The sequence below is a fragment of the Collimonas silvisoli genome, assembly GCF_018305005.1.
GTDB lineage: Bacteria > Pseudomonadota > Gammaproteobacteria > Burkholderiales > Burkholderiaceae_D > Collimonas > Collimonas silvisoli.
On record NZ_JAGQEG010000005.1, the window covers coordinates 32,584 to 50,206 of the forward strand.

General features: G+C 62.7%; 19 protein-coding genes. 14 read left to right on the forward strand and 5 right to left on the reverse strand.

What is annotated here, in order from left to right; translation table 11 throughout:
- Nucleotides 1–201 precede the first annotated feature (201 nt).
- The 7 genes from KHU33_RS02055 (at nucleotide 202) to KHU33_RS02085 (ending at nucleotide 6,678) form a co-directional block, all read left to right on the forward strand.
- Nucleotides 202–864, forward strand: coding sequence for a hypothetical protein (locus KHU33_RS02055; RefSeq protein WP_211460846.1), 663 nt, complete (start codon nucleotides 202–204; stop codon nucleotides 862–864).
- Between the two features lie 415 nt (nucleotides 865–1,279).
- Complete coding sequence (locus KHU33_RS02060) at nucleotides 1,280–1,933, forward strand: hypothetical protein (protein ID WP_211460847.1); 654 nt, start codon at nucleotides 1,280–1,282, stop codon at nucleotides 1,931–1,933.
- A 62-nt stretch (nucleotides 1,934–1,995) separates the two neighbouring features.
- The gene (locus KHU33_RS02065) at nucleotides 1,996–3,105 is read left to right on the forward strand and encodes a DUF6094 domain-containing protein (RefSeq protein ID WP_211460848.1); all 1,110 of its coding nucleotides are present in this window, start codon (nucleotides 1,996–1,998) and stop codon (nucleotides 3,103–3,105) included.
- Nucleotides 3,106–3,194: 89 nt separating this feature from the next.
- Complete coding sequence (locus KHU33_RS02070; protein ID WP_211460849.1) at nucleotides 3,195–3,515, forward strand: methyltransferase; 321 nt, start codon at nucleotides 3,195–3,197, stop codon at nucleotides 3,513–3,515.
- Between the two features lie 78 nt (nucleotides 3,516–3,593).
- Nucleotides 3,594–3,896 carry a hypothetical protein gene (locus KHU33_RS02075; RefSeq protein WP_211460850.1) on the forward strand — a complete coding sequence of 101 codons (303 nt, stop codon included), beginning with the start codon at nucleotides 3,594–3,596 and terminating at the stop codon, nucleotides 3,894–3,896.
- 101 nt (nucleotides 3,897–3,997) lie between these two features.
- The gene (locus KHU33_RS02080; protein WP_211460851.1) at nucleotides 3,998–4,309 is read left to right on the forward strand and encodes a hypothetical protein; all 312 of its coding nucleotides are present in this window, start codon (nucleotides 3,998–4,000) and stop codon (nucleotides 4,307–4,309) included.
- A gap of 83 nt (nucleotides 4,310–4,392) precedes the next feature.
- Nucleotides 4,393–6,678 (forward strand): helicase-related protein, encoded by a 2,286-nt coding sequence (locus tag KHU33_RS02085; RefSeq protein ID WP_211460852.1) that lies wholly within the window; start codon nucleotides 4,393–4,395, stop codon nucleotides 6,676–6,678.
- Nucleotides 6,679–7,000: 322 nt separating this feature from the next.
- Here the strand turns inward: KHU33_RS02085 and KHU33_RS02090 are convergent, their stop codons facing one another.
- The 4 genes from KHU33_RS02090 to KHU33_RS02105 all read right to left on the reverse strand — a co-directional run bounded on the left by KHU33_RS02090 (nucleotide 7,001) and on the right by KHU33_RS02105 (nucleotide 10,898).
- Nucleotides 7,001–8,446, reverse strand: a complete 1,446-nt coding sequence (locus KHU33_RS02090) for an HNH endonuclease (protein ID WP_211460853.1) — start codon at nucleotides 8,444–8,446, stop codon at nucleotides 7,001–7,003.
- A 148-nt stretch (nucleotides 8,447–8,594) separates the two neighbouring features.
- Nucleotides 8,595–9,188, reverse strand: a complete 594-nt coding sequence (locus tag KHU33_RS02095; RefSeq protein WP_211460854.1) for a hypothetical protein — start codon at nucleotides 9,186–9,188, stop codon at nucleotides 8,595–8,597.
- 40 nt (nucleotides 9,189–9,228) lie between these two features.
- Entirely contained in the window at nucleotides 9,229–10,086 is an 858-nt protein-coding gene (locus KHU33_RS02100) for a nucleotidyl transferase AbiEii/AbiGii toxin family protein (RefSeq protein WP_211460855.1), read from the reverse strand.
- Complete coding sequence (locus tag KHU33_RS02105; protein ID WP_211460856.1) at nucleotides 10,083–10,898, reverse strand: type IV toxin-antitoxin system AbiEi family antitoxin domain-containing protein; 816 nt, start codon at nucleotides 10,896–10,898, stop codon at nucleotides 10,083–10,085. The genes KHU33_RS02100 and KHU33_RS02105 overlap by 4 nt, the downstream gene beginning before the upstream one ends.
- Nucleotides 10,899–11,104: 206 nt before the next feature.
- Here KHU33_RS02105 and pilL2 point away from each other — a divergent pair, with 206 nt between their 5' ends.
- From pilL2 to KHU33_RS02140, 7 genes are read left to right on the forward strand one after another with little or no spacing between them, the layout of a single operon-like run.
- The gene (pilL2, locus tag KHU33_RS02110) at nucleotides 11,105–11,686 is read left to right on the forward strand and encodes a PFGI-1 class ICE element type IV pilus protein PilL2 (protein ID WP_211460857.1); all 582 of its coding nucleotides are present in this window, start codon (nucleotides 11,105–11,107) and stop codon (nucleotides 11,684–11,686) included.
- Nucleotides 11,683–12,336 (forward strand): P-loop NTPase family protein, encoded by a 654-nt coding sequence (locus tag KHU33_RS02115; RefSeq protein ID WP_211460858.1) that lies wholly within the window; start codon nucleotides 11,683–11,685, stop codon nucleotides 12,334–12,336. The genes pilL2 and KHU33_RS02115 overlap by 4 nt, the downstream gene beginning before the upstream one ends.
- A gap of 9 nt (nucleotides 12,337–12,345) precedes the next feature.
- Nucleotides 12,346–13,089: a TIGR03759 family integrating conjugative element protein gene (locus KHU33_RS02120; RefSeq protein WP_211460859.1), complete on the forward strand. Its 744-nt coding sequence runs from the start codon at nucleotides 12,346–12,348 to the stop codon at nucleotides 13,087–13,089.
- Between the two features lie 7 nt (nucleotides 13,090–13,096).
- Nucleotides 13,097–13,660, forward strand: coding sequence for a transglycosylase SLT domain-containing protein (locus KHU33_RS02125; protein ID WP_211460860.1), 564 nt, complete (start codon nucleotides 13,097–13,099; stop codon nucleotides 13,658–13,660).
- 5 nt (nucleotides 13,661–13,665) lie between these two features.
- Nucleotides 13,666–14,181, forward strand: coding sequence for an integrating conjugative element protein (locus KHU33_RS02130; RefSeq protein WP_407928234.1), 516 nt, complete (start codon nucleotides 13,666–13,668; stop codon nucleotides 14,179–14,181).
- A 1-nt stretch (nucleotide 14,182) separates the two neighbouring features.
- A complete protein-coding gene (gene traD / locus KHU33_RS02135) occupies nucleotides 14,183–16,348 on the forward strand; it encodes a type IV conjugative transfer system coupling protein TraD (protein WP_211460862.1) in 2,166 nt (721 codons plus the stop codon).
- Nucleotides 16,345–17,094, forward strand: coding sequence for a TIGR03747 family integrating conjugative element membrane protein (locus KHU33_RS02140; protein WP_211460863.1), 750 nt, complete (start codon nucleotides 16,345–16,347; stop codon nucleotides 17,092–17,094). Before traD ends, KHU33_RS02140 begins: the two co-directional genes overlap by 4 nt.
- 38 nt (nucleotides 17,095–17,132) lie before the next feature.
- On the opposite strand, the gene KHU33_RS02145 is transcribed toward KHU33_RS02140, so the two are convergent.
- Nucleotides 17,133–17,600, reverse strand: a complete 468-nt coding sequence (locus tag KHU33_RS02145) for a carbon storage regulator (RefSeq protein ID WP_211460864.1) — start codon at nucleotides 17,598–17,600, stop codon at nucleotides 17,133–17,135.
- Nucleotides 17,601–17,623: the final 23 nt, after the last annotated feature.

Genomic DNA, 17,623 nt, shown 5'->3' on the forward strand with positions numbered 1-17,623 from the left:
GAGAACGTTAACCACAGCGGACCTCGCCCATCACGGGCTGGGTCCGTTTTTTTTGCTCGTCACCCATCTGCGGGGCAAGCGAAGATTGCGTTTCTGTCCATGTTCCGGACATTTGGCGCGGCGGCTACCGAGCGGCGCGTATGATTGCAGTGTTGTGGGTCAATTTTGTCAACTTACGGCTACTCCGCCAGCGGGTACATCATGGCTGCACATAACGTCATCGAATTCGACTTGCTCAACAACGCCAAGGATTCTCTTCGCCAGGCGGTCGAATTGCTTGCGACCGAATCTATCGGCTCCAAACACGCTCGCCTAAAGCATTCCATCACGGCTTCGGCGCACTGCATTGAGTTACTCCTCAAGGAGCGACTTCGCAGAATCCATCCCGCATTCGTCTGGGAAAACGTCGACAAGTATCCAAGCCTCGAAGCGCGAACGGTGACGGTCGACACCGCAATCGTCCGCCTCAAGTCGATCGGTAACATGGCATTTACCCAAGACGATGAGCGCACGCTCAAGTCTCTGCGGAACACGCGGAATGCGATCGAGCACTACGAATGGCGGGCATCCGAAAAAGAAGCAAAGATCATCGTCGGCAAGGCACTGAGCTTCGCATTCGCCTTCGCACATGACGAACTGCAAAGTGACCTCGCTGAAGACTTCAAAGCCGACGACATTTGGCAAATGCTTCTGGACGAGCTCTACCAGTTCGCTCAGGCCCATGGGGCAAGACTGGAAGCTCGCATGCGCGCAAAGGGCGAGTACCCCCAATGCTGCGACGAATGTAGCGAACTTACGGTTCCCATGTGGGGCGGAAGTTGCCAACTCTGCGGCCATTGGCAGTCGGTTGATGACGGCACCTAACCCGTTCTTCGAGGCGATCCGTCTATAGCGATCCGCTTACGTTTCGAACGCGGGCTGCCAGCCTTCCCGAAAGTAGTCACGCCACTGACTTGGTTCACCGCAAACAGGGGCAAGCAACGGTGCGGTTTTCCGCTCACCTGCCAGCGCCCGTGCGCGCATGCTGCGCCCATGTCTGCCGGCGTTGCCGGCTACATGCCCAAGTAGCCGAGACCTTCGAGGCTACGGTGCCTACGCACTGGTCGCGCTCTTCCCTCAACGTTTATCACCTACTGCGCAAGGCTCCGTCACGCGCCTGTCTCCGCAAGACTCAGGAAGACGGAGGCATTGCTCCGTATCAATCATCACATCAACCCACAGGGGACGCTCCTTGCCCCTTGGGGCAGTGCGTCCCCGCGCTTTCATCTAGGACAACACCATGCCCCTCTCATCCACCACCACCACCACGCTATATCGCATCGACGAGTGCCCGGACCTCATGGCCGACGCTTACATCGGCGACGAGCAAGGCAACCTGGTCTTTCTCTCCGCCTGGGCGCGCGACACCGCAGTCCAGGAATTCCTCGCCCGCTTGACCCTGGGTCGGAACGAACAGGGACTGGACCAGCTCCATCTGATCAGCGAACAAGGCGGCTCGATTCCGGTGTTCGTCGGCCACGCCGATCAACTGGAAAAGAAGTCGACCCGCGCCTTCCGGCGCACCCTGTTCGGCTCCATCGTCCATCTCTGGCTCTACGACCAACGCTGCGTGCGGCCCGACAAGGCCAACGCCAGCGCGCTTGCCTTGCTTCCCCGGGATTCGTCGCACCGCATCGACCGATTGTGGCGGCTCACCCGGGACACCTGTCCGCTCCCGCTGCTCGATCACTGGCGGGACGTGGTGCTGGAACTGCTGCAGTCCCGGGCCATGCTCAACCGGCTACCCGTGGCCCTCGGTCCCCTCGAAGGTCACCGTCTGGCGCTCGACGTGCCGGCACTGTCCCAAGCCCTGGGCGAGTTGATCCGCAGCGGCAGGCTTAGCACCACACCGTGCGAGCCCGTCATCCCCGCACCACAACTGCAAGTGGCCTGAGCCACGCCCCGTCGGGACGCACGTCGCACACCGGCACCTTCATCCTCGACCTGGAGAATTTCATGGCTCTCATGTTCCCTCGTATCGCACGCAACTTCGCCAAGGCCGGCTACTACCCGACCGACGAAGCAACGCTCGAACGCACACTCCATGCGCTGGCGCCTGCCGCTGGGCCGCTGAGCATCATCGACCCCTGTGCCGGCGAAGGCGTTGCCATCGCCGAAGCCGCTCACGCCCTCGGGCGCGAGCAGGTACGGGCTTACGCCGTGGAGTACGACGCCTCGCGCGCCGAGCATGCCCGGCATCTGGTGGACCGCTGTATTCATGGCGACCTGATGGACACCATCATCAGTCGCCAGGTCTTCGGTCTGATGTGGCTCAACCCGCCCTACGGCGACCTCGCCAAGGATGCCAATGGCAATCTCGGCTACCAGGGTCAAGGCAGGGCCAGGCTCGAAAAGCTGTTCTATCAACGCTGCTTGCCGTTGCTGCAGTACGACGGCCTGCTGGTATTCATCGTGCCGTATTCGGTGCTCGATGCCGAGCTCGTCGGCTGGCTGACCCGTCACTTTACCGACCTGCGCATCTACCGAGCGGTGGAGACGCAGTTCAAGCAAGTGGTGATCTACGGCCGGCGCACGCGCCAGCGCGACCAGTCCACGGACGCATCCAGAGCCGTACGCGAGCGGCTGCTGCAGATTGGCCAAGGCGTGATCGAAGCTGAGGAACTGCCCATCGAGTGGCCGTTCCAGCCGTACGTTGTCCCCGTGAGCCCGTCGGAACCGGAGCACTTCTATCGAGTGACCATGGAACCCGGGCAGTTCGCCGACGAAGTTCAGCGACTGCAAGGCCTTTGGCCCTCGATGGACACCTATCTGGGCGCATCACAGCAGTCGCTGCGACCGCCGGCGCGTGCCTTGTCCCACTGGCATCTGGCTTTGGCGCTGGCCGCGGGGGCGATCTCCGGAGTGGTTCAGTCCAAGACCGGACGTGTACTCGTGGTCAAGGGCGACACCCACAAGGAAAAGTCGCTCACCCGCGAATACACCGAACGCGACGACGGCTCCATCGCCGAAACACGCATCCTCACCGACCGCTTCGTCCCCGTGATCCGGGCCTGGGATATGACTCCCGGTTCCGTGACCCATGGGCAGGTGCTGACGATCCGGTAACCGGATGTCCTCCCCCCCGTTTTCAACCGCAACACACTGCCGCCCAACCCGGTGGCACACCCATTAATCGACACCCTCAGGAGGTCACCATGTTCATCCGCTTTCATTCCGCTTCACGGAAAGTAACGTCGCTCCCACTCTTCTGCTTCAGCACGCTTCATGTGAGTGAGAAAGTCCGCTGGCTTGGCAACAATGGCCTGATCGATCCTATCGAATTTCTTCGCCGTCATATGCGTGGCGACTGGGGTGACGTCGATAGCGACACGCGTCTGAGCAACGACGCTTCGCTTGCGATTGATGGACCACTCACCTCGCGCTATGCGGTGAATCGCCAGCTCCACTTACTAATCGAAACCAGCGAGGAAGGCATCACCAACATCTTTTTGGAGGGAGAAACCGCCAAACCGTGATGTCCCGATAGGGCATCCCTACCCCAGCGGGCCCAGCGCCCTTGGGGCGACGGCCCCTTCTCTATCCAGGAGACATCCATGGCAAGTCCAACCACGTTGTTCCCGATCGGTGCATTGATCTTCAGTCCTGACGTTGAGCGTCTCATGCGTGAAGGGCGGCTCGACCCGATGCCGTTTTTCCACCGCCACGTTCGTGGCGATTGGGGTGACGTCGACGACGTCCTCTGGCAGGCGAACAATGCGGCCCAGAAGACCGGGGAGCAGCTTGAGTCCCTGTACATCGTCACTCGCGATATCTGCCTGAGCGTGTTCACGCTGGCCGACCGCAGCGCGACGCACATCACGTTGGCGTTCGAGGCCCGAACGCGAGTACCACGATAGTCCCATCGACGGGCCCAACGTGCCTGTCATCGCTTTTCACCCACCGGGGTCCAGTCGCCCCGATGGGGTGCCGTGGCCCCTCTTTTCTATGAGGCATCTCCATGGCACACCAAGCACTGTTCATCAGCACAATACCCAACGTGCGTTTTTCACCCGGTCAAATCGTAGTGACTCAAGGTGTCGATTCGCTGATTCAACAAGGTCGCTTCAATCCCAATGACCTCCTGCGTCGCCACCTTGATGGCGACTGGGGAGACTTGGACGACAACGACCGCCAGCAGAACGACGCCGCGCTGTTGTCTGGCGACGATCGGCTGTTTTCCTCCTACCAAGTCGCACCTGACCTGAAGATCTGGATCATCACGGAATGGGACCGCAGCGTGACCACGCTGCTGCTGCCGTCCGAATACTGATCCTTCGCCGTCATCCCAACCCCAGGGGCATCTCACTGCCCCTCGGGGGCTGGTGTATGCCCCACTTCATCTGGAGCATCACTATGACCCTCGATCTCACAACCTTGCCCGCTGAACTCGACGAGGCATCGCAACAAGGCGATCTGCTCGAAGCCGAAGCTTCCCCTTTGAACATCAGCCTCAACGACTTCGTCGGTGAGTTCGGCGACGACCTGCTCGAATCTCTCAATCGAGCCAATCCACCGGTCTACACCGGCCAAGCGAAAGCCCACCGGCAAGTCATACTCGCTGGCCTCAAGCGCCAACTGTTCCCCGCCCAGGCCGACGTCGTCCACGCGGTAACCGAGCTGCTGCTCGATCGCAACGAGCGTGCTGCCGTCATCAACGCCGAGATGGGCACGGGCAAGACGATCATGGCCATCGCCACCGCGGTGGTCATGCGAGCCGAAGGCTATCGCCGTTCCCTGGTCCTGTCGCCGCCGCACCTGGTCTATAAGTGGCGCCGAGAAATCCTCTCGACCGTCCCCGGCGCCAAGGTATGGGTCTTGAACGGTCCCGATACGCTGGTGAAGCTGCTCAAGCTGCGCGAGCAACTGGGCGTGCAAGCCGATGGCCAGGAGTTTTTCGTGATGGGGCGCGTGCGCATGCGCATGGGTTTCCACTGGCGTCCTGCATTTGTGCGTCTTCGATCGCGCAGCGGTTACTTTGGCGGTTGTCCGCACTGCGGCCAGGTGATCCTCGATACGGACGGTGAGCCGATTTCAGCGGTTGAACTCGAGGCCGAGGAAACCCGTCGCAAGTGTAGCCAGTGCAACAGCGCCCTGTGGACGTTGATGCGTCCCAGAAGCCTGTCGGGTACAGATCGATCGTCCGCAGTGCTCAAAGCGTTGAAGCGTATTCCCACCATCGGCGAAGCTACCGCGCAGAAGCTGATGAAGAAGTTCGGCGACGGCTTCCTAGCCTCGATGCTCGGCGACAACCTGTTCGAGTTCATCAACCTGATGGATGCAAACGGCGAGCTGGTCTTCTCCGATCGTCAGGCCCAGCGCATGGAACGGGCTATGGCGAACATGGAGTTCGGCTTCGGCGAAGGCGGCTATCAACCGACGGAGTTCGTCAAACGCTATCTGCCACAGGGCTTCTTCGATCTGCTCATCGTCGACGAGGGGCACGAGTACAAAAGCCCCGGCTCGGCGCAGGGACAGGCCATGGGCGTGCTTGCCGCCAAGGTTCGCAAATCCCTGGTGCTCACCGGCACGCTGATGGGCGGCTACGCGGATGATCTGTTTGCGTTGCTGTTCCGTACCCTGCCCGGCCGCATGATCGAAGATGGCTACCGGCCGTCCAAGAGCGGCAGCCTAGCCTCGGCAGGGATGGCTTTCATGCGCGATCACGGCGTCCTGAAGGATATCTACAGCGAAAGCACGGGCAACGCTCACAAGACCGCCAAAGGCAACAAGATCACCGTGCGCACCGTCAAGGCGCCGGGTTTTGGTCCCAAGGGCATCATGCGTTGCGTGTTGCCGTTCACTGTGTTCCTCAAGCTGCGCGATATCGGCGGCAATGTGTTGCCCTCGTATGACGAGGAGTTCCGCGAAGTCGCCATGGAGACCGAGCAAGCCGCAGCCTATCGCGCCTTGTCCGGCACCCTGACCACGGCGCTCAAGGAGGCTCTGAGAAAGCGGGATACGACGCTACTGGGTGTGGTCCTCAACGTGCTGCTGGCCTGGGCCGATTGCTGCTTCCGGGCGGAGTCGGTAAGCCATCCACGCACGCGCCAACTCCTGGCGTTCACGCCAGCTCAGTTCCACGAGCGTGCCGTGATGCCCAAGGAGCGCGAACTGATCGACATCTGCCGTGAAGAAAAGGCAGCCGGCCGCAAGACCCTCGTCTACAGCGTCTACACCGGAACGCGCGATACCACCTCGCGGTTGAAGGTGCTGCTCGAGCAGGAAGGCTTCAAGGTAGCGGTGCTGCGCGCAAGCGTGGATCCGTCTCGCCGTGAAGACTGGGTAGCCGAGCAGGTGGATCGCGGCGTGGATGTGGTGATCACCAACCCTGAGCTGGTCAAAACCGGCCTGGATCTGTTGGAGTTCCCCACCATCGTGTTCATGCAGTCAGGCTACAACGTCTACACCCTTCAGCAAGCTGCCCGCCGTTCGTGGCGCATCGGCCAAACGCAGCCGGTGCGTGTGATCTTCCTCGGCTACACGGCAACATCGCAGATGGACTGTCTGAAGCTGATGGCCAAGAAAATCATGGTGTCGCAGAGCACGTCGGGGGACATTCCCGATTCCGGGCTCGACGTGCTGAATCAGGGCGGCGATTCAGTTGAAGTGGCTCTGGCCAGGCAACTGGTCGCAGCGTGATCCTCACGCGTGTTCTCCCTCTAGCGAGGGTTTCATAGGCCCTTCGGGGCCTTTTTTTATTCTTCTTGAATTTTCGGGGAACGCGGGGCGAAGTGTCGGCGTTCGGCCAGAAGCAGTCGACTAGGCATTCTTCTTGATGGACTGCTTATGGCTTTCTGAGGCACTCGCGACAGATGATCCTGGCGGCCGCTGCGTTCGTTAACCGGCATTCGATGGGTGGCATCTCAAATGACCGCTGCACACCCAAGACCTAATGCTCGATAGAGTGCCAAGTCTCTTATAGCCAATTTGCGCTACCGACGCCGCCGCACAGAGATGGCGCTCAATCTGCTTTGGGCGGCGTGGTGTCTATGGCCTCCGCAAAGGTGAAGTGCAAGGGATACGGCTCATTGCGTCTGAAGTCCGGCGACGACAGGTTTTCCTCAACGGGCCGCGCCGGTCCATACGCCTCAATGTGATCCCCGGTTTCCCACGGGTGCGGGAAGTAGACAAGGGACGTCTGCACCGGCTCCTGGCCCATGCCATCTTCCTTGGGCATCGGTAGCGCGATCTGATGAACGTGATTGCCGTACTGAACCATGAACATCAGGTAGGGACACCCCGAGACCGATGCTTTCCTGCGAACCAACATGAAGCTGATCTTGTCGTTGGGTACCGGTCCAGCGATGAACTGGCTGTATAGCATCAGCGGATGAAAAGGGAGGCTCTCAAAGGTATGCTTCTTCTCCAAGATCCAGTCCTTGAGGTGCTGGCACTTGCTGACCTCGGGTTCAGGCATCACCGCAAGCGCCATCTTCACGAAACTTTTGAAGACGCCCATCGGGATGTATGGCGGACGTTCAAGCCGCATTTCGATCCGCTTGGCCTTGTCATCGAACTTGAGACGCGGGTCGCCGTTGCGCACGGTCAGCTTCAGGTTGCCGTTCTTGACGTCGATCCGAAGATCACTGTCCGAGGTCACGAACGTCGGTACCTTCTTTTTGCCCCGGATGCGGCCTGTCGAGCGAGCCAGCAACGACCAGTCTCCAAAAGGGGCGTCGACGGCTGAGGCGAAATGAGTGTTGCAGATATCGCACTCGCGACTATCGATCAGCCACTTGTTGCCGATCTGCTCGGGGAAGGCGTGCGAGATGTTGTCAAAGGCCACATCCGGGGCGGACTTGCCGCAGTACCTGCAGACCTGCGGTTCGCCAGCGCCAAGAACGACCTCGGCCGACTTCCGGTCAAAGTTGTCAGCGGCAAGAAGGTCGTAGCGCTGCTCCAGCCACTGGAGTTTGGAAGCGTGCGACTGTGTCATCTCGGGTAACGGGCCAGCCTCGGGCTCAGGCCTGAAGTCAAGACGCCCAGCGTCCGGAAAAGCATCCAGGATCGCTGCGCGCTCTTCGTTGGTCTGCGGCACTGCGATGACCATGGATACGCGGTGAGCCTTCAGCAGCGCGAGCCGGGCCGCGTCTACGCCAACGAACAGGACCAACCCGACGAAGTTCCCCACCGCTTGGTCGTCGATTAAATCCAAAGATGGGCCGGAGCCGATGTTCACCGTCTCGCCGGCGGTGAGGCTTTCTACGGTGGCCGGCGTCAGCAGCGCCAAGAGCTGCGACCTGTGGGACTGCGCTGCGTTCAGGGCCAGCGGCGCCCCTCCTTGCTGGGCGAACCCAATGGCGAAGGCGATGGTTGCTGCGAGCTGCTCTGACTGGTCGTCCAGCGAGCCGGTCACTATGGTGTTTTGAATCGCGGGCTCCCGCGGATCTTCAGTCGTTTGCATCATGTGATTTACCCCTATAGATTAATTCTGCTATCAAACTCTGCAGCTGCCAGGACTGAGATTCATAGACCGCCTGACGGCGTGTCGCGTATCCAATAGTCATGGCACATGTTTCGCGTATATCGCTCGATGCTATGAGCAGCTTCGTTGATCAAGCGCTCTTGCGCGTGAGCTTGTCGAACTCGCGCTTCATCGCCGCCCACTTCCAGCGCTCGTCGTCAACGTGGTAAGACAGCAAGGGAATGAGATCTCGCCGCGCCTCTGGCCAGAGCAGACGACCGTCTTCCAGGCGATCCATATCGCTCTTCCGAATCACCCAGCCGACGATCTTGGCGTCCTTCGCACGGAGAATTTTGATGACGCCTTCCATATTTTGATACCCGCCGCCGGTCCCCTCCAGCGCGAGCCTTCCCCGGCTAAATACAAACCACTCGCCCGTTGTCTTGGACTCCAGCACATAGCCGGGCAAGTTGTACGCCGTACTGGGCTGGTCCTCCACCAACAGGTGCACCACCGGCTGTTCGACGTAGGTCAGCAAACGCTCGATGTCGTAACGGGCATCAAAGCTCTCGAAGCGGCGCGGCATAGCAGGTGAGTCGACCTCATCATCCGCCTCCGACGCCCTCTCATCCCGATCCACATTCGGCGGCTCGGCAGCATTCTTCGCACCGAAAAGGTAGGCATCCACGCGGTTGCCAAGGACGTTCTGGAATACATTCCAGAACAAGCTGCTGATCGGGTCCACTCATCCCCCCACAAGTGATATTGAATCCTTCGTTGATGCCTCAGGGCGCCAGATGCGTGAAGTAAGCCTCCTGCACGACAGCGGCGGCCCGATCAACGTCAAACTTGGGCAAGCCGGGCCGGAGCAAGGTGTCCATGTCCTTACGAAACGATGCTTTGCGCAGGCGCGCAGCCAGGTGATCATTGGCTTCGTTCGCACTGAATTGTGTGCCCTCGTTGTCCAGATACCAGGTGAACGCTTCCATCGCCTTGCGTCCGTCGACCCGGTATGGCGTGCTGCCGGCCTCGCTGAGTTGCCATGCATGGGCGAGGTCAAAGAGATCGCGGCCCTGCTCGCGCTGCATGAGCGCACGCGTCTTGGTCCCCATCATCTCGTTGATATCGTACGAACGCGCAACGACCTCCACTCGCTCGCCGTCATCGTCCAGCGTCGCCATGGTGACGTCGACCAGCGGAAACAGCGAAGCGTTCTCGTTGAGATTGACCTCCACCTTGATGGTCTCCTCGCGCTGCAGACCCAGCGGGACGAACTTGTAGGAGACGCGCAGAATCCGCGAGGGCCGGACGGCGTTGCGCAACGCCAGCCAGGCATTGGCGATCAGCGGCTCCGTCGGACGCCCAAGAATGGGCGACAGGATGCGGCGCAGATGCTGCTCAAGCTGGTTCCCGTCCATGGGCTTGATCAGCACCAGGTCGATGTCTTCGGAGTAACGCGCGGCGGGGGCCAAGTGGGCTTTGTGTAATACCGTGCCACCGCGCATGGCCAGATGCTCGCGCAACAGATCGTCGTTGAAGATGGCAGCGACGCCACGAGACAAGCGCAGATCCTGCTCGACCTGGCTGCGCCGCGGCCACGGCGCGTCCATCTGCCAGGCTGTCAAATGGTGCTGCTGCATCATGTGTTTGCTCCTTGAATATTGGCCGGTAACCAGACCTTGAAGTCCTTATTGATGTCGTCGGGAGACGTCCCGTCCCTCGGCAACTCGCCCTCAAGAGGCACAAGACGAAGTGTCTTGCCCCGCAGCCACGAGGATACCGGTTTGACCAAGCCGGCCTGCTGATCAAGCACGAGGAGTGCACCCAGGCGTTGGGCCACGGGAAGGCTATTCACCGCATCGAGCGCCTCGGTGAAGCCTTCGGGCGCACAGCGCGGCCATAGCCCCGCCAGCACCTCGCGAACCCGAGCGATTCCGCCCAACATGGTCTCGCGTTGGATGAGGTCCAGCACCGTCAGCTCGGGCGTGCTGACCCGAAACCGACCTGTCGGTGTTTCCTGCCATCGGACGGGCATCTCCTCGAGGCGCGTCCGAGTATGGAACACCACTTCGTGCCGTCCGACGACGATCGGACGCCGGGGCTTCTCCACCATCACCTGAGTCACCATGACGGCGTAGGGTGAGGCGCCATAGTTCTCCGCCGCGCTGAGCAGGCCGACGTAGTAAGGCAGCCTCAAGGTCTTCCGGCAGTAGAAATCCAGCCACATTTCCAACGGTGGCGCACCGACCTGCGCATAGTGCAGCGGCACGATCAGCCAGTGATCGGAGCCACGGGACAGCCGCACCAGGCGGCCGCGTTGCTGCTGGCGGTGCAGCGCCTTGCGCAATCCCTCGGGACTCACGCCCGGCAGTGCTGCCTGCAGCTCCGCCGCCAGCACATTGAGCTTGCCTGAGCGTTCACAGGCATCCAGAGCATCAGAGAGGTGATGAGCCATAAGCCGGGCAATAGCCTTTCAGGAGATTTTGAATATTCTTTGCGTAACGTACCATTTTTTGTCCCATATAGCAAAGAAATATCATTTCCGCATGGGTTCGCCCCAGCATCCGGCACAAATCGGGTCATCCACCCTTGCGCTTTGTTTGCAGCTGCTGCGGCGCGCAGCAGCGAAGGTGACGGTTCGACACGTCAGCGACCCGTTCCATGCGCGCACTTCAACCCTTCCGTTATCCCTTCACACTATGCAGCCTGCTGGTTCTCAGCCTGCTGGGAACAGGCTGCGCCACTGCCCCGCATTCGGTACCGGCCACGTCGAGCGGGACGCCACCGCTTGCTTCGACGCCCGCGCAACCGTCGGACGTCATTCCCGTTGTTCGCTACGGCCGCTACACCCTCGCCGAACTCGTCCCGACCACCGCACAGCGCGACCTGATGCAGCAGACGGTCGACGTTCGCATTCCGGAAACCGACCAAGCCAGCGTCGCCGACGCCCTGCGCTACGTGTTGCTCCGCTCGGGCTATCGCCTCTGCGACAACAGCACAACGGCGTTGCTGCAAGACCTGCCGTTGCCGGCCGCGCATCACCGCATCGGACCGCTGCTCCTGCGAGACGCACTGCAAACCTTGGCCGGCCCCGCGTGGGCACTGGTTGTCGATGCCAGCACCCGCCAAGTCTGCTTCCGCCCGACCACCGGCACATTCCCTGAGGCAGTGGCTACGCCCTCCGCCTCCATCGACGGTATGGACGACGTTTCCGATGTACTGGCTCAGGAGGTAACGCCATGACCATACTCCAGGATACCGGGCGTCCCAGGCGCACCACGTGGCTGCGCGCCGTCATCGTGGCATGGGCTGTACTGGTCAGCACCGGCGTCGTACTCGGGCACATCGCCCTGACGCATCTACGGCAGCAGGCCTCATCCACCCAACCGACGACACGCATCGCCGCATTGGAATCCCGCCTGGCCGAGCTTACCCGTCAGATCGATCAGGAACGCCAATCGCCCACCGCCCTGCCGCTGGCACGCTACGAGACCGAGCAGCAGCCACTCCACCAGCGCCTGACCACGGTCGAACACGCGCTTGGGGAACGCCTCGGCACCGACAGCCTCGCGCCCCTCCAGGAACGCCTCGAACGGTTGGAAGCACGACTCGCGGCCAAGCCGGTACCCGCCGTCGCACCGCGGCAACGGGCTCCCGCTTCGCCCACCCCGCCGACGCCACCACCGCTCCCGTTCCAGGTATCGGGCGTCGAGTGGCGCGCGGGCGAGCCATTCCTGTCCGTTCGGCCCAACGATCGCCCTACGCTGGCGGAGACTCGTCTGCTGGGTCTCGGTGAACACGCGTACGGCTGGCAGCTCGATGCCATCGAAGCCAACACCGCCGTCGTGCACCTCGGCAGCGACGTTCGACGGCTGACCTGGCCGACGCGGTAGGAGACGCACATGCACTACCGCGCCTTGGCATTCGCACTCCTTGCCATGCTCCTGACGACGGAGATCGCTCTCGCGGCCTCGCCGCAGCGGGCCGAGACAGCCAACACGCCGTCCTCCGCCAGCCGCGAGCAGCCGATGGCGGTGGCGCGCGCGGACGAGCAGAAGGCCCGCGACTGGGGCCTGCGCGCCGACGAATGGATGCGCTACCGGGAACTGATGCAAGGCCCCCTGGGCATCTATTCGCCTCACCTCGACCCGCTCACCGCACTGGGCATCGAAGCGCGCAGCGACGAAGAACGCCGCCGTTACGCCGAGCTGCAAGCCAAGGCCGAGGCGCGGCGTGTCGAACGACTGCTGACCTACCAGCGCGCCTACGACGACGCCTGGCAGCGCCTCTACCCCGGCATGCCGCGTGTCTCCCTGTCTGGCGGCGAACCGCCGCAAGCGGCAGCAGCGGCCGCGGGCATCGACCGCATGGCGGTATTCGTCAAGAGCGATTGCGCCGCCTGCGACCAACGCGTGCTGCAGTTGCAGTCCGCTGGTACCGGGTTCGATATCTATGTCGTCGGCAGCCGCGCCGACGACGCGCACATTCGAGCATGGGCCAAGCACGCCAACCTCGATCCGACCAAGGTGCGCGCACGCACGATCACACTCAACCACGATGGCGGACGCTGGCTATCACTCGGATTGCCGGGCGAACTCCCCGCGGTCGTGCACAAAGTGAACGGTCAATGGCAGCGGCAACCGTAGCGATGCGATGCGCCGCGCCACGCTGCCGCTGTTGCTGGCCAGTGTCCTGCCCGTCTGCGCCCATGCGTGGGACCTCCCGCCCCCGGCCTATCAAATCGCGGCACATCAGGCCGGCGTGCCGTCGCCCGTGCTTTACGCCGTCGCCCTGCAGGAAAGCGGCACGCTGCTGCGCGGGCACGTTCGGCCCTGGCCCTGGACGCTGAACGTTGCCGGCGAGCCGAAACGATTCAACACCCGTCAGGCCGCCTGCACGGGGCTGATGCAGGCCTTGCGCCAGACATCCGCAACGCGCGTGGATGTCGGCCTGGGCCAGATCAACGTCGGTCACCAGGCGCACCGCGGCGTCCCGCCCTGCGGCCTGCTGGACCCCTACCGCAACCTGACGATCGCCGCCGCCATCCTGCGCGAACAGCACACACCCGGCGAAGACTGGTTGCTTGCCATTGGCCGCTATCACCGACCGGCGGGCGGCACGCCCGCCGCACGCTACCGACGCCAGGTGCAGCGGCACCTGATCCGCGTGCTGGCACCTGAGCCGACACTCGCCTCGCTGAAGGGATACCGCCCATGAAACCCATCCATGCTTTCGTCGCCATCAGCCTGGCCGCAGGGCTGCCCCCTGTCACCGCGCAAACCGCAACGCCACTGATCGTCGTTGAGGACCGTGGCGGCACCTCGGCCTTGCCCTACTACGAAGCCTTGGCCCCTCAACCCGAGGCGACACCAACGCCATCGGGCAGCGTGACGATGCCGCAACGCGCCAGCGACGCGGACATGCTGCCGGTGCGCTCTACGCGGCTGACACCGGGCCTAGAACCCCGTCGAACGATCGAGGCACCCGGCCTGCGGCCGCTATTCCTGATCGGCGACGATGCGCGTTCGCGCGCCTGGCTCAAGCAAAGATTGCCTGCGCTGCAGAAGCTCAACGCCGTGGGCCTGGTCGTCAACGTCGAGCACGCGACAGCCTTGCAGGCCTTACGTGGCCTCGCACCGGGTCTGCAACTGTCGCCGGTATCGGGCAATGACCTGGCCCAGCGACTCGGCCTGCGCCACTACCCGGTGCTGATTACCTCGACCGGCGTCGAGCCGTGAGATGGCCCAGGCTTATGCGGTCGAGGTGCTGCTGCGCCCCGCGGTCGAGCTCTACACCGTCACGGTCTGTGCGGTCGCGGCATCTCTTTGCCTGTTTGCGCCCTGGTCGTTCGCGCTGAGCCCAACGCTCGGCATCGGCAGCGCCGCGGTTTTCGCCACCTTCGGCGCCGTCCGCATGCATCAGGCGTGGAGCATCCTGCGCTACCGCCGCCACATTCGCCGGCTGCCACGCTACACCATGACCAGCCGGCAGGTGCCCGTCAGCCAGCAGCGCCTCTTCCTGGGCAAGGGGTTTCGCTGGGAGCAACGGCACACGCACCGGCTGATGCAGACCTATCGGCCGGAGTTCCGCCGCTACGTCGAGCCCACGACGACATACCGCCTGGCCCGCCGGCTGGAACAGCGGTTGGAGTTCGCACCGTTTCCGCTATCGCAGTTGGCTCGCGTCACGGCGTGGGACAGCGTGCTCAACCCCTTACGCCCCCTGCCACCGGTCGGCGGCTTGCCGCGGCTGCACGGCATCGAGCCCAACGAGGCCGACGTGACCTTGCCGCTGGGCGAGCGGGTCGGCCATACCCTCGTGCTCGGAACCACACGCGTCGGCAAAACGCGCCTCGCTGAGCTGCTGATCACCCAGGATATCCGGCGCAGGGTCGACGGCCAGCATGAGGTGGTCATCGTCTTCGATCCGAAGGGCGACGCCGATCTGCTCAAGCGCATGTACGTCGAAGCCAAGCGCGCGGGACGCGAAGGCGAATTCTATGTATTCCATCTCGGCTGGCCCGACATTTCTGCGCGCTACAACGCGGTGGGTCGATTCGGCCGCATTTCCGAGGTCGCCACGCGCATCGCCGGCCAGCTCTCCAGCGAAGGAAACAGTGCGGCGTTCAAGGAGTTCGCCTGGCGCTTCGTCAACATCATCGCGCGCGCCCTGGTCGCCTTGGGGCAGCGCCCCGACTACCTGCTGATCCAGCGCCACGTCGTCAACATCGATGCCCTGTTCATCGAGTACGCCCAGCATTTCTTTGCAGCGCATGAGCCGAAGGCGTGGGAGATCATCGTCCAGCTCGAAGGCCGGCTCAACGACAAGAACATCCCGCGCCACATGGTGGGCCGAGAAAAGCGCGTGGTGGCGCTCGAACAGTATTTGACGCAAGTGCGGGTGTACGACCCGGTGCTCGACGGTCTGCGTAGCGCGGTGCGCTATGACCGGACCTACTTCGATAAAATCGTCGCCAGTCTCCTGCCGCTCCTGGAAAAGCTCACCACGGGGAAAACGGCGCAGCTCCTGGCACCCAACTACGCCGACCTCGACGATCCCCGGCCGATCTTCGACTGGATGCAGGTCATCCGTAAGCGCGCCATCGTCTATGTCGGGCTGGATGCTCTGTCCGACGCCGAGGTCGCGGCGGCAGTGGGCAATTCGATGTTCTCCGACCTGGTGTCCGTGGCCGGCCACCTCTACAAATTCGGCGTGGACGACGGCCTGCCCGGCACCGCCGACGGCATCAAGGTGCCGATCAACCTGCACGCGGACGAATTCAACGAACTGATGGGTGACGAGTTCATCCCACTGGTCAACAAGGGCGGCGGCGCTGGTGTGCAGGTCACGGCCTATACACAGACCTTGAGCGACATCGAGGCGCGCATCGGCAACCGCGCCAAGGCCGGCCAGGTCGTCGGCAACTTCAACAACCTGCTGATGTTGCGCGTCAGAGAGACCGCCACCGCCGAACTGCTAACCAAACAGCTGCCGAAAGTGGAGGTGCACGCCACCTCGATCATGAGCGGCACCACCGACAGTTCGGACCCGCGCGGCCACACCGCTTTCACCAGCAATACCCAAGACCGGATCACCAGCGCCAGCGTGCCGCTGATCGAGCCCGCCCATATCGTGGCGCTGCCCAAGGGCCAGTGCTTTGCGCTGATTGAGGGCGGCAATCTGTGGAAGATCCGCATGCCATTGCCGACCCCGGATCTCGATGAGGTCATGCCGAAGGACCTGCAGGCCATGGCGGCGGACATGCGCCGGCGCTACACCGAAGCCGGTGATTGGTGGTCCAACAACGCACCGGCCGAGCCGCATGACGACCTGCTGCCCGCCGACCTGCTTGTGGATGTCGCACGCCCGGCAAGCGCCGCCGATAACGACGAAGCGCGGCCATGAGCGATCCCGCGGCTACCGCCCGAAAACAGCAGGTCGAGCAACAGAGTCTGCTGGCGAGCGTGGTCACGCTGCCGTTTCGATTCGCCGGTGTCCTGATCGGCTCATTGCTCCTGAGCATCGTGATCGAGTGCGTGTGCATGGCCCTGTTCTGGCCGGAGCTGGGCTGGCATCACGCGCGAGGCATGCTGAACCACGAGCTGGCGCAGCTATCGGACCACTTCATCCTCAGCGACCTCGTCGAACAACCGGGGCGCACCGCCCACGAACTGGTTTCCCTGGCGTATCGGTGGGTGTTCGTCGAAACCGGGCTGGCCGACAGTATCCGCGACGCCTCCGCCCAAGCGCGCGCAGGCGGCACCCGATCGACCCATGACTTTCGCTACTACATGGGCCGCGTCTACGTGCACCTGGAAAGCTACCTGATCGCATCGGCCTACACCGTCCTGGTGTTCCTCGTTCGCCTGCTGGTGCTTTGCCTGAGCCTGCCGCTGTTCCTCCTGGCCGCCTTCGTCGGCCTGGTCGATGGCCTCGTCAGGCGCGACCTGCGGCGTTTCAGCGCCGGGCGGGAATCGGGCTTTATCTACCACCGCGCCCGCGCCAGTCTGATACCACTCGCGGTGTTGCCCTGGGTCATCTACCTGGCGCTTCCGGTCAGCGTGCACCCCTTGCTCGTGCTGCTACCTTGCGCGGTCGTGCTCGGCCTCGCAGTCGACATTGCGGCGGGAAGCTTCAAGAAATACCTGTGACCCTTCGAGCGCTGCGAGCGCCCTGTCGGGAACCGCTGTCAGTCGCCGTCGTCGTTCAGTTCGGCGCGCAGGATGGTCACGCACCGCGGCGCCCGAATGCAGAGCTTCACCTGTCCGCCCCTCACAGTGACCACTTCGAGCAGGATGCCTCGCGTTCGCAACTGGTGCATCAACTCATCGGCATCAACGTCCGAACGAGCCCATAGCCAGATCTTCTCTCCTGCCGTACGCGTCAATAGCAAGCCAGCTGTCATTGCTTCGTCTCCATGCCGTTGTGCGAACCAGAACGTTCGCCTGCCGTAGTACTCCTCTTCTCGATCCACCTTGCCGTCGCGACGCCAAGGCGCCCTCACCATGCACGGAATCGACCGCAGGCGACATAGCGCCGCTGCATTTTCGGATAAGTCTTGCCTGCGCTGGTGGCGTGGAACGTCCATTCCGCCACCACACGCTTCGCTTTGGCGCAGCGCGCCGATGACATAAACCGGGTGGCTCGGCGTGCCCATTGTTTGCGGCGCCGCGCGCCGTT

Bases quoted from the DNA above. Each gene is read 5' to 3' on its own strand.
- pilL2 (WP_211460857.1), top strand. From the start codon at position 11,105: ATGCGCGCACTTCAACCCTTCCGTTATCCCTTCACACTATGCAGCCTG.
- KHU33_RS02120 (WP_211460859.1), top strand. From the start codon at position 12,346: ATGCACTACCGCGCCTTGGCATTCGCACTCCTTGCCATGCTCCTGACG.
- KHU33_RS02070 (WP_211460849.1), top strand. From the start codon at position 3,195: ATGTTCATCCGCTTTCATTCCGCTTCACGGAAAGTAACGTCGCTCCCA.
- KHU33_RS02060 (WP_211460847.1), top strand. From the start codon at position 1,280: ATGCCCCTCTCATCCACCACCACCACCACGCTATATCGCATCGACGAG.
- KHU33_RS02065 (WP_211460848.1), top strand. From the start codon at position 1,996: ATGGCTCTCATGTTCCCTCGTATCGCACGCAACTTCGCCAAGGCCGGC.
- KHU33_RS02115 (WP_211460858.1), top strand. From the start codon at position 11,683: ATGACCATACTCCAGGATACCGGGCGTCCCAGGCGCACCACGTGGCTG.
- KHU33_RS02085 (WP_211460852.1), top strand. From the start codon at position 4,393: ATGACCCTCGATCTCACAACCTTGCCCGCTGAACTCGACGAGGCATCG.
- KHU33_RS02125 (WP_211460860.1), top strand. From the start codon at position 13,097: ATGCGCCGCGCCACGCTGCCGCTGTTGCTGGCCAGTGTCCTGCCCGTC.
- KHU33_RS02100 (WP_211460855.1), bottom strand. From the start codon at position 10,086: ATGATGCAGCAGCACCATTTGACAGCCTGGCAGATGGACGCGCCGTGG.
- KHU33_RS02075 (WP_211460850.1), top strand. From the start codon at position 3,594: ATGGCAAGTCCAACCACGTTGTTCCCGATCGGTGCATTGATCTTCAGT.
- traD (WP_211460862.1), top strand. From the start codon at position 14,183: ATGGCCCAGGCTTATGCGGTCGAGGTGCTGCTGCGCCCCGCGGTCGAG.
- KHU33_RS02105 (WP_211460856.1), bottom strand. From the start codon at position 10,898: ATGGCTCATCACCTCTCTGATGCTCTGGATGCCTGTGAACGCTCAGGC.
- KHU33_RS02145 (WP_211460864.1), bottom strand. From the start codon at position 17,600: ATGGGCACGCCGAGCCACCCGGTTTATGTCATCGGCGCGCTGCGCCAA.
- KHU33_RS02140 (WP_211460863.1), top strand. From the start codon at position 16,345: ATGAGCGATCCCGCGGCTACCGCCCGAAAACAGCAGGTCGAGCAACAG.
- KHU33_RS02090 (WP_211460853.1), bottom strand. From the start codon at position 8,446: ATGATGCAAACGACTGAAGATCCGCGGGAGCCCGCGATTCAAAACACC.
- KHU33_RS02080 (WP_211460851.1), top strand. From the start codon at position 3,998: ATGGCACACCAAGCACTGTTCATCAGCACAATACCCAACGTGCGTTTT.
- KHU33_RS02055 (WP_211460846.1), top strand. From the start codon at position 202: ATGGCTGCACATAACGTCATCGAATTCGACTTGCTCAACAACGCCAAG.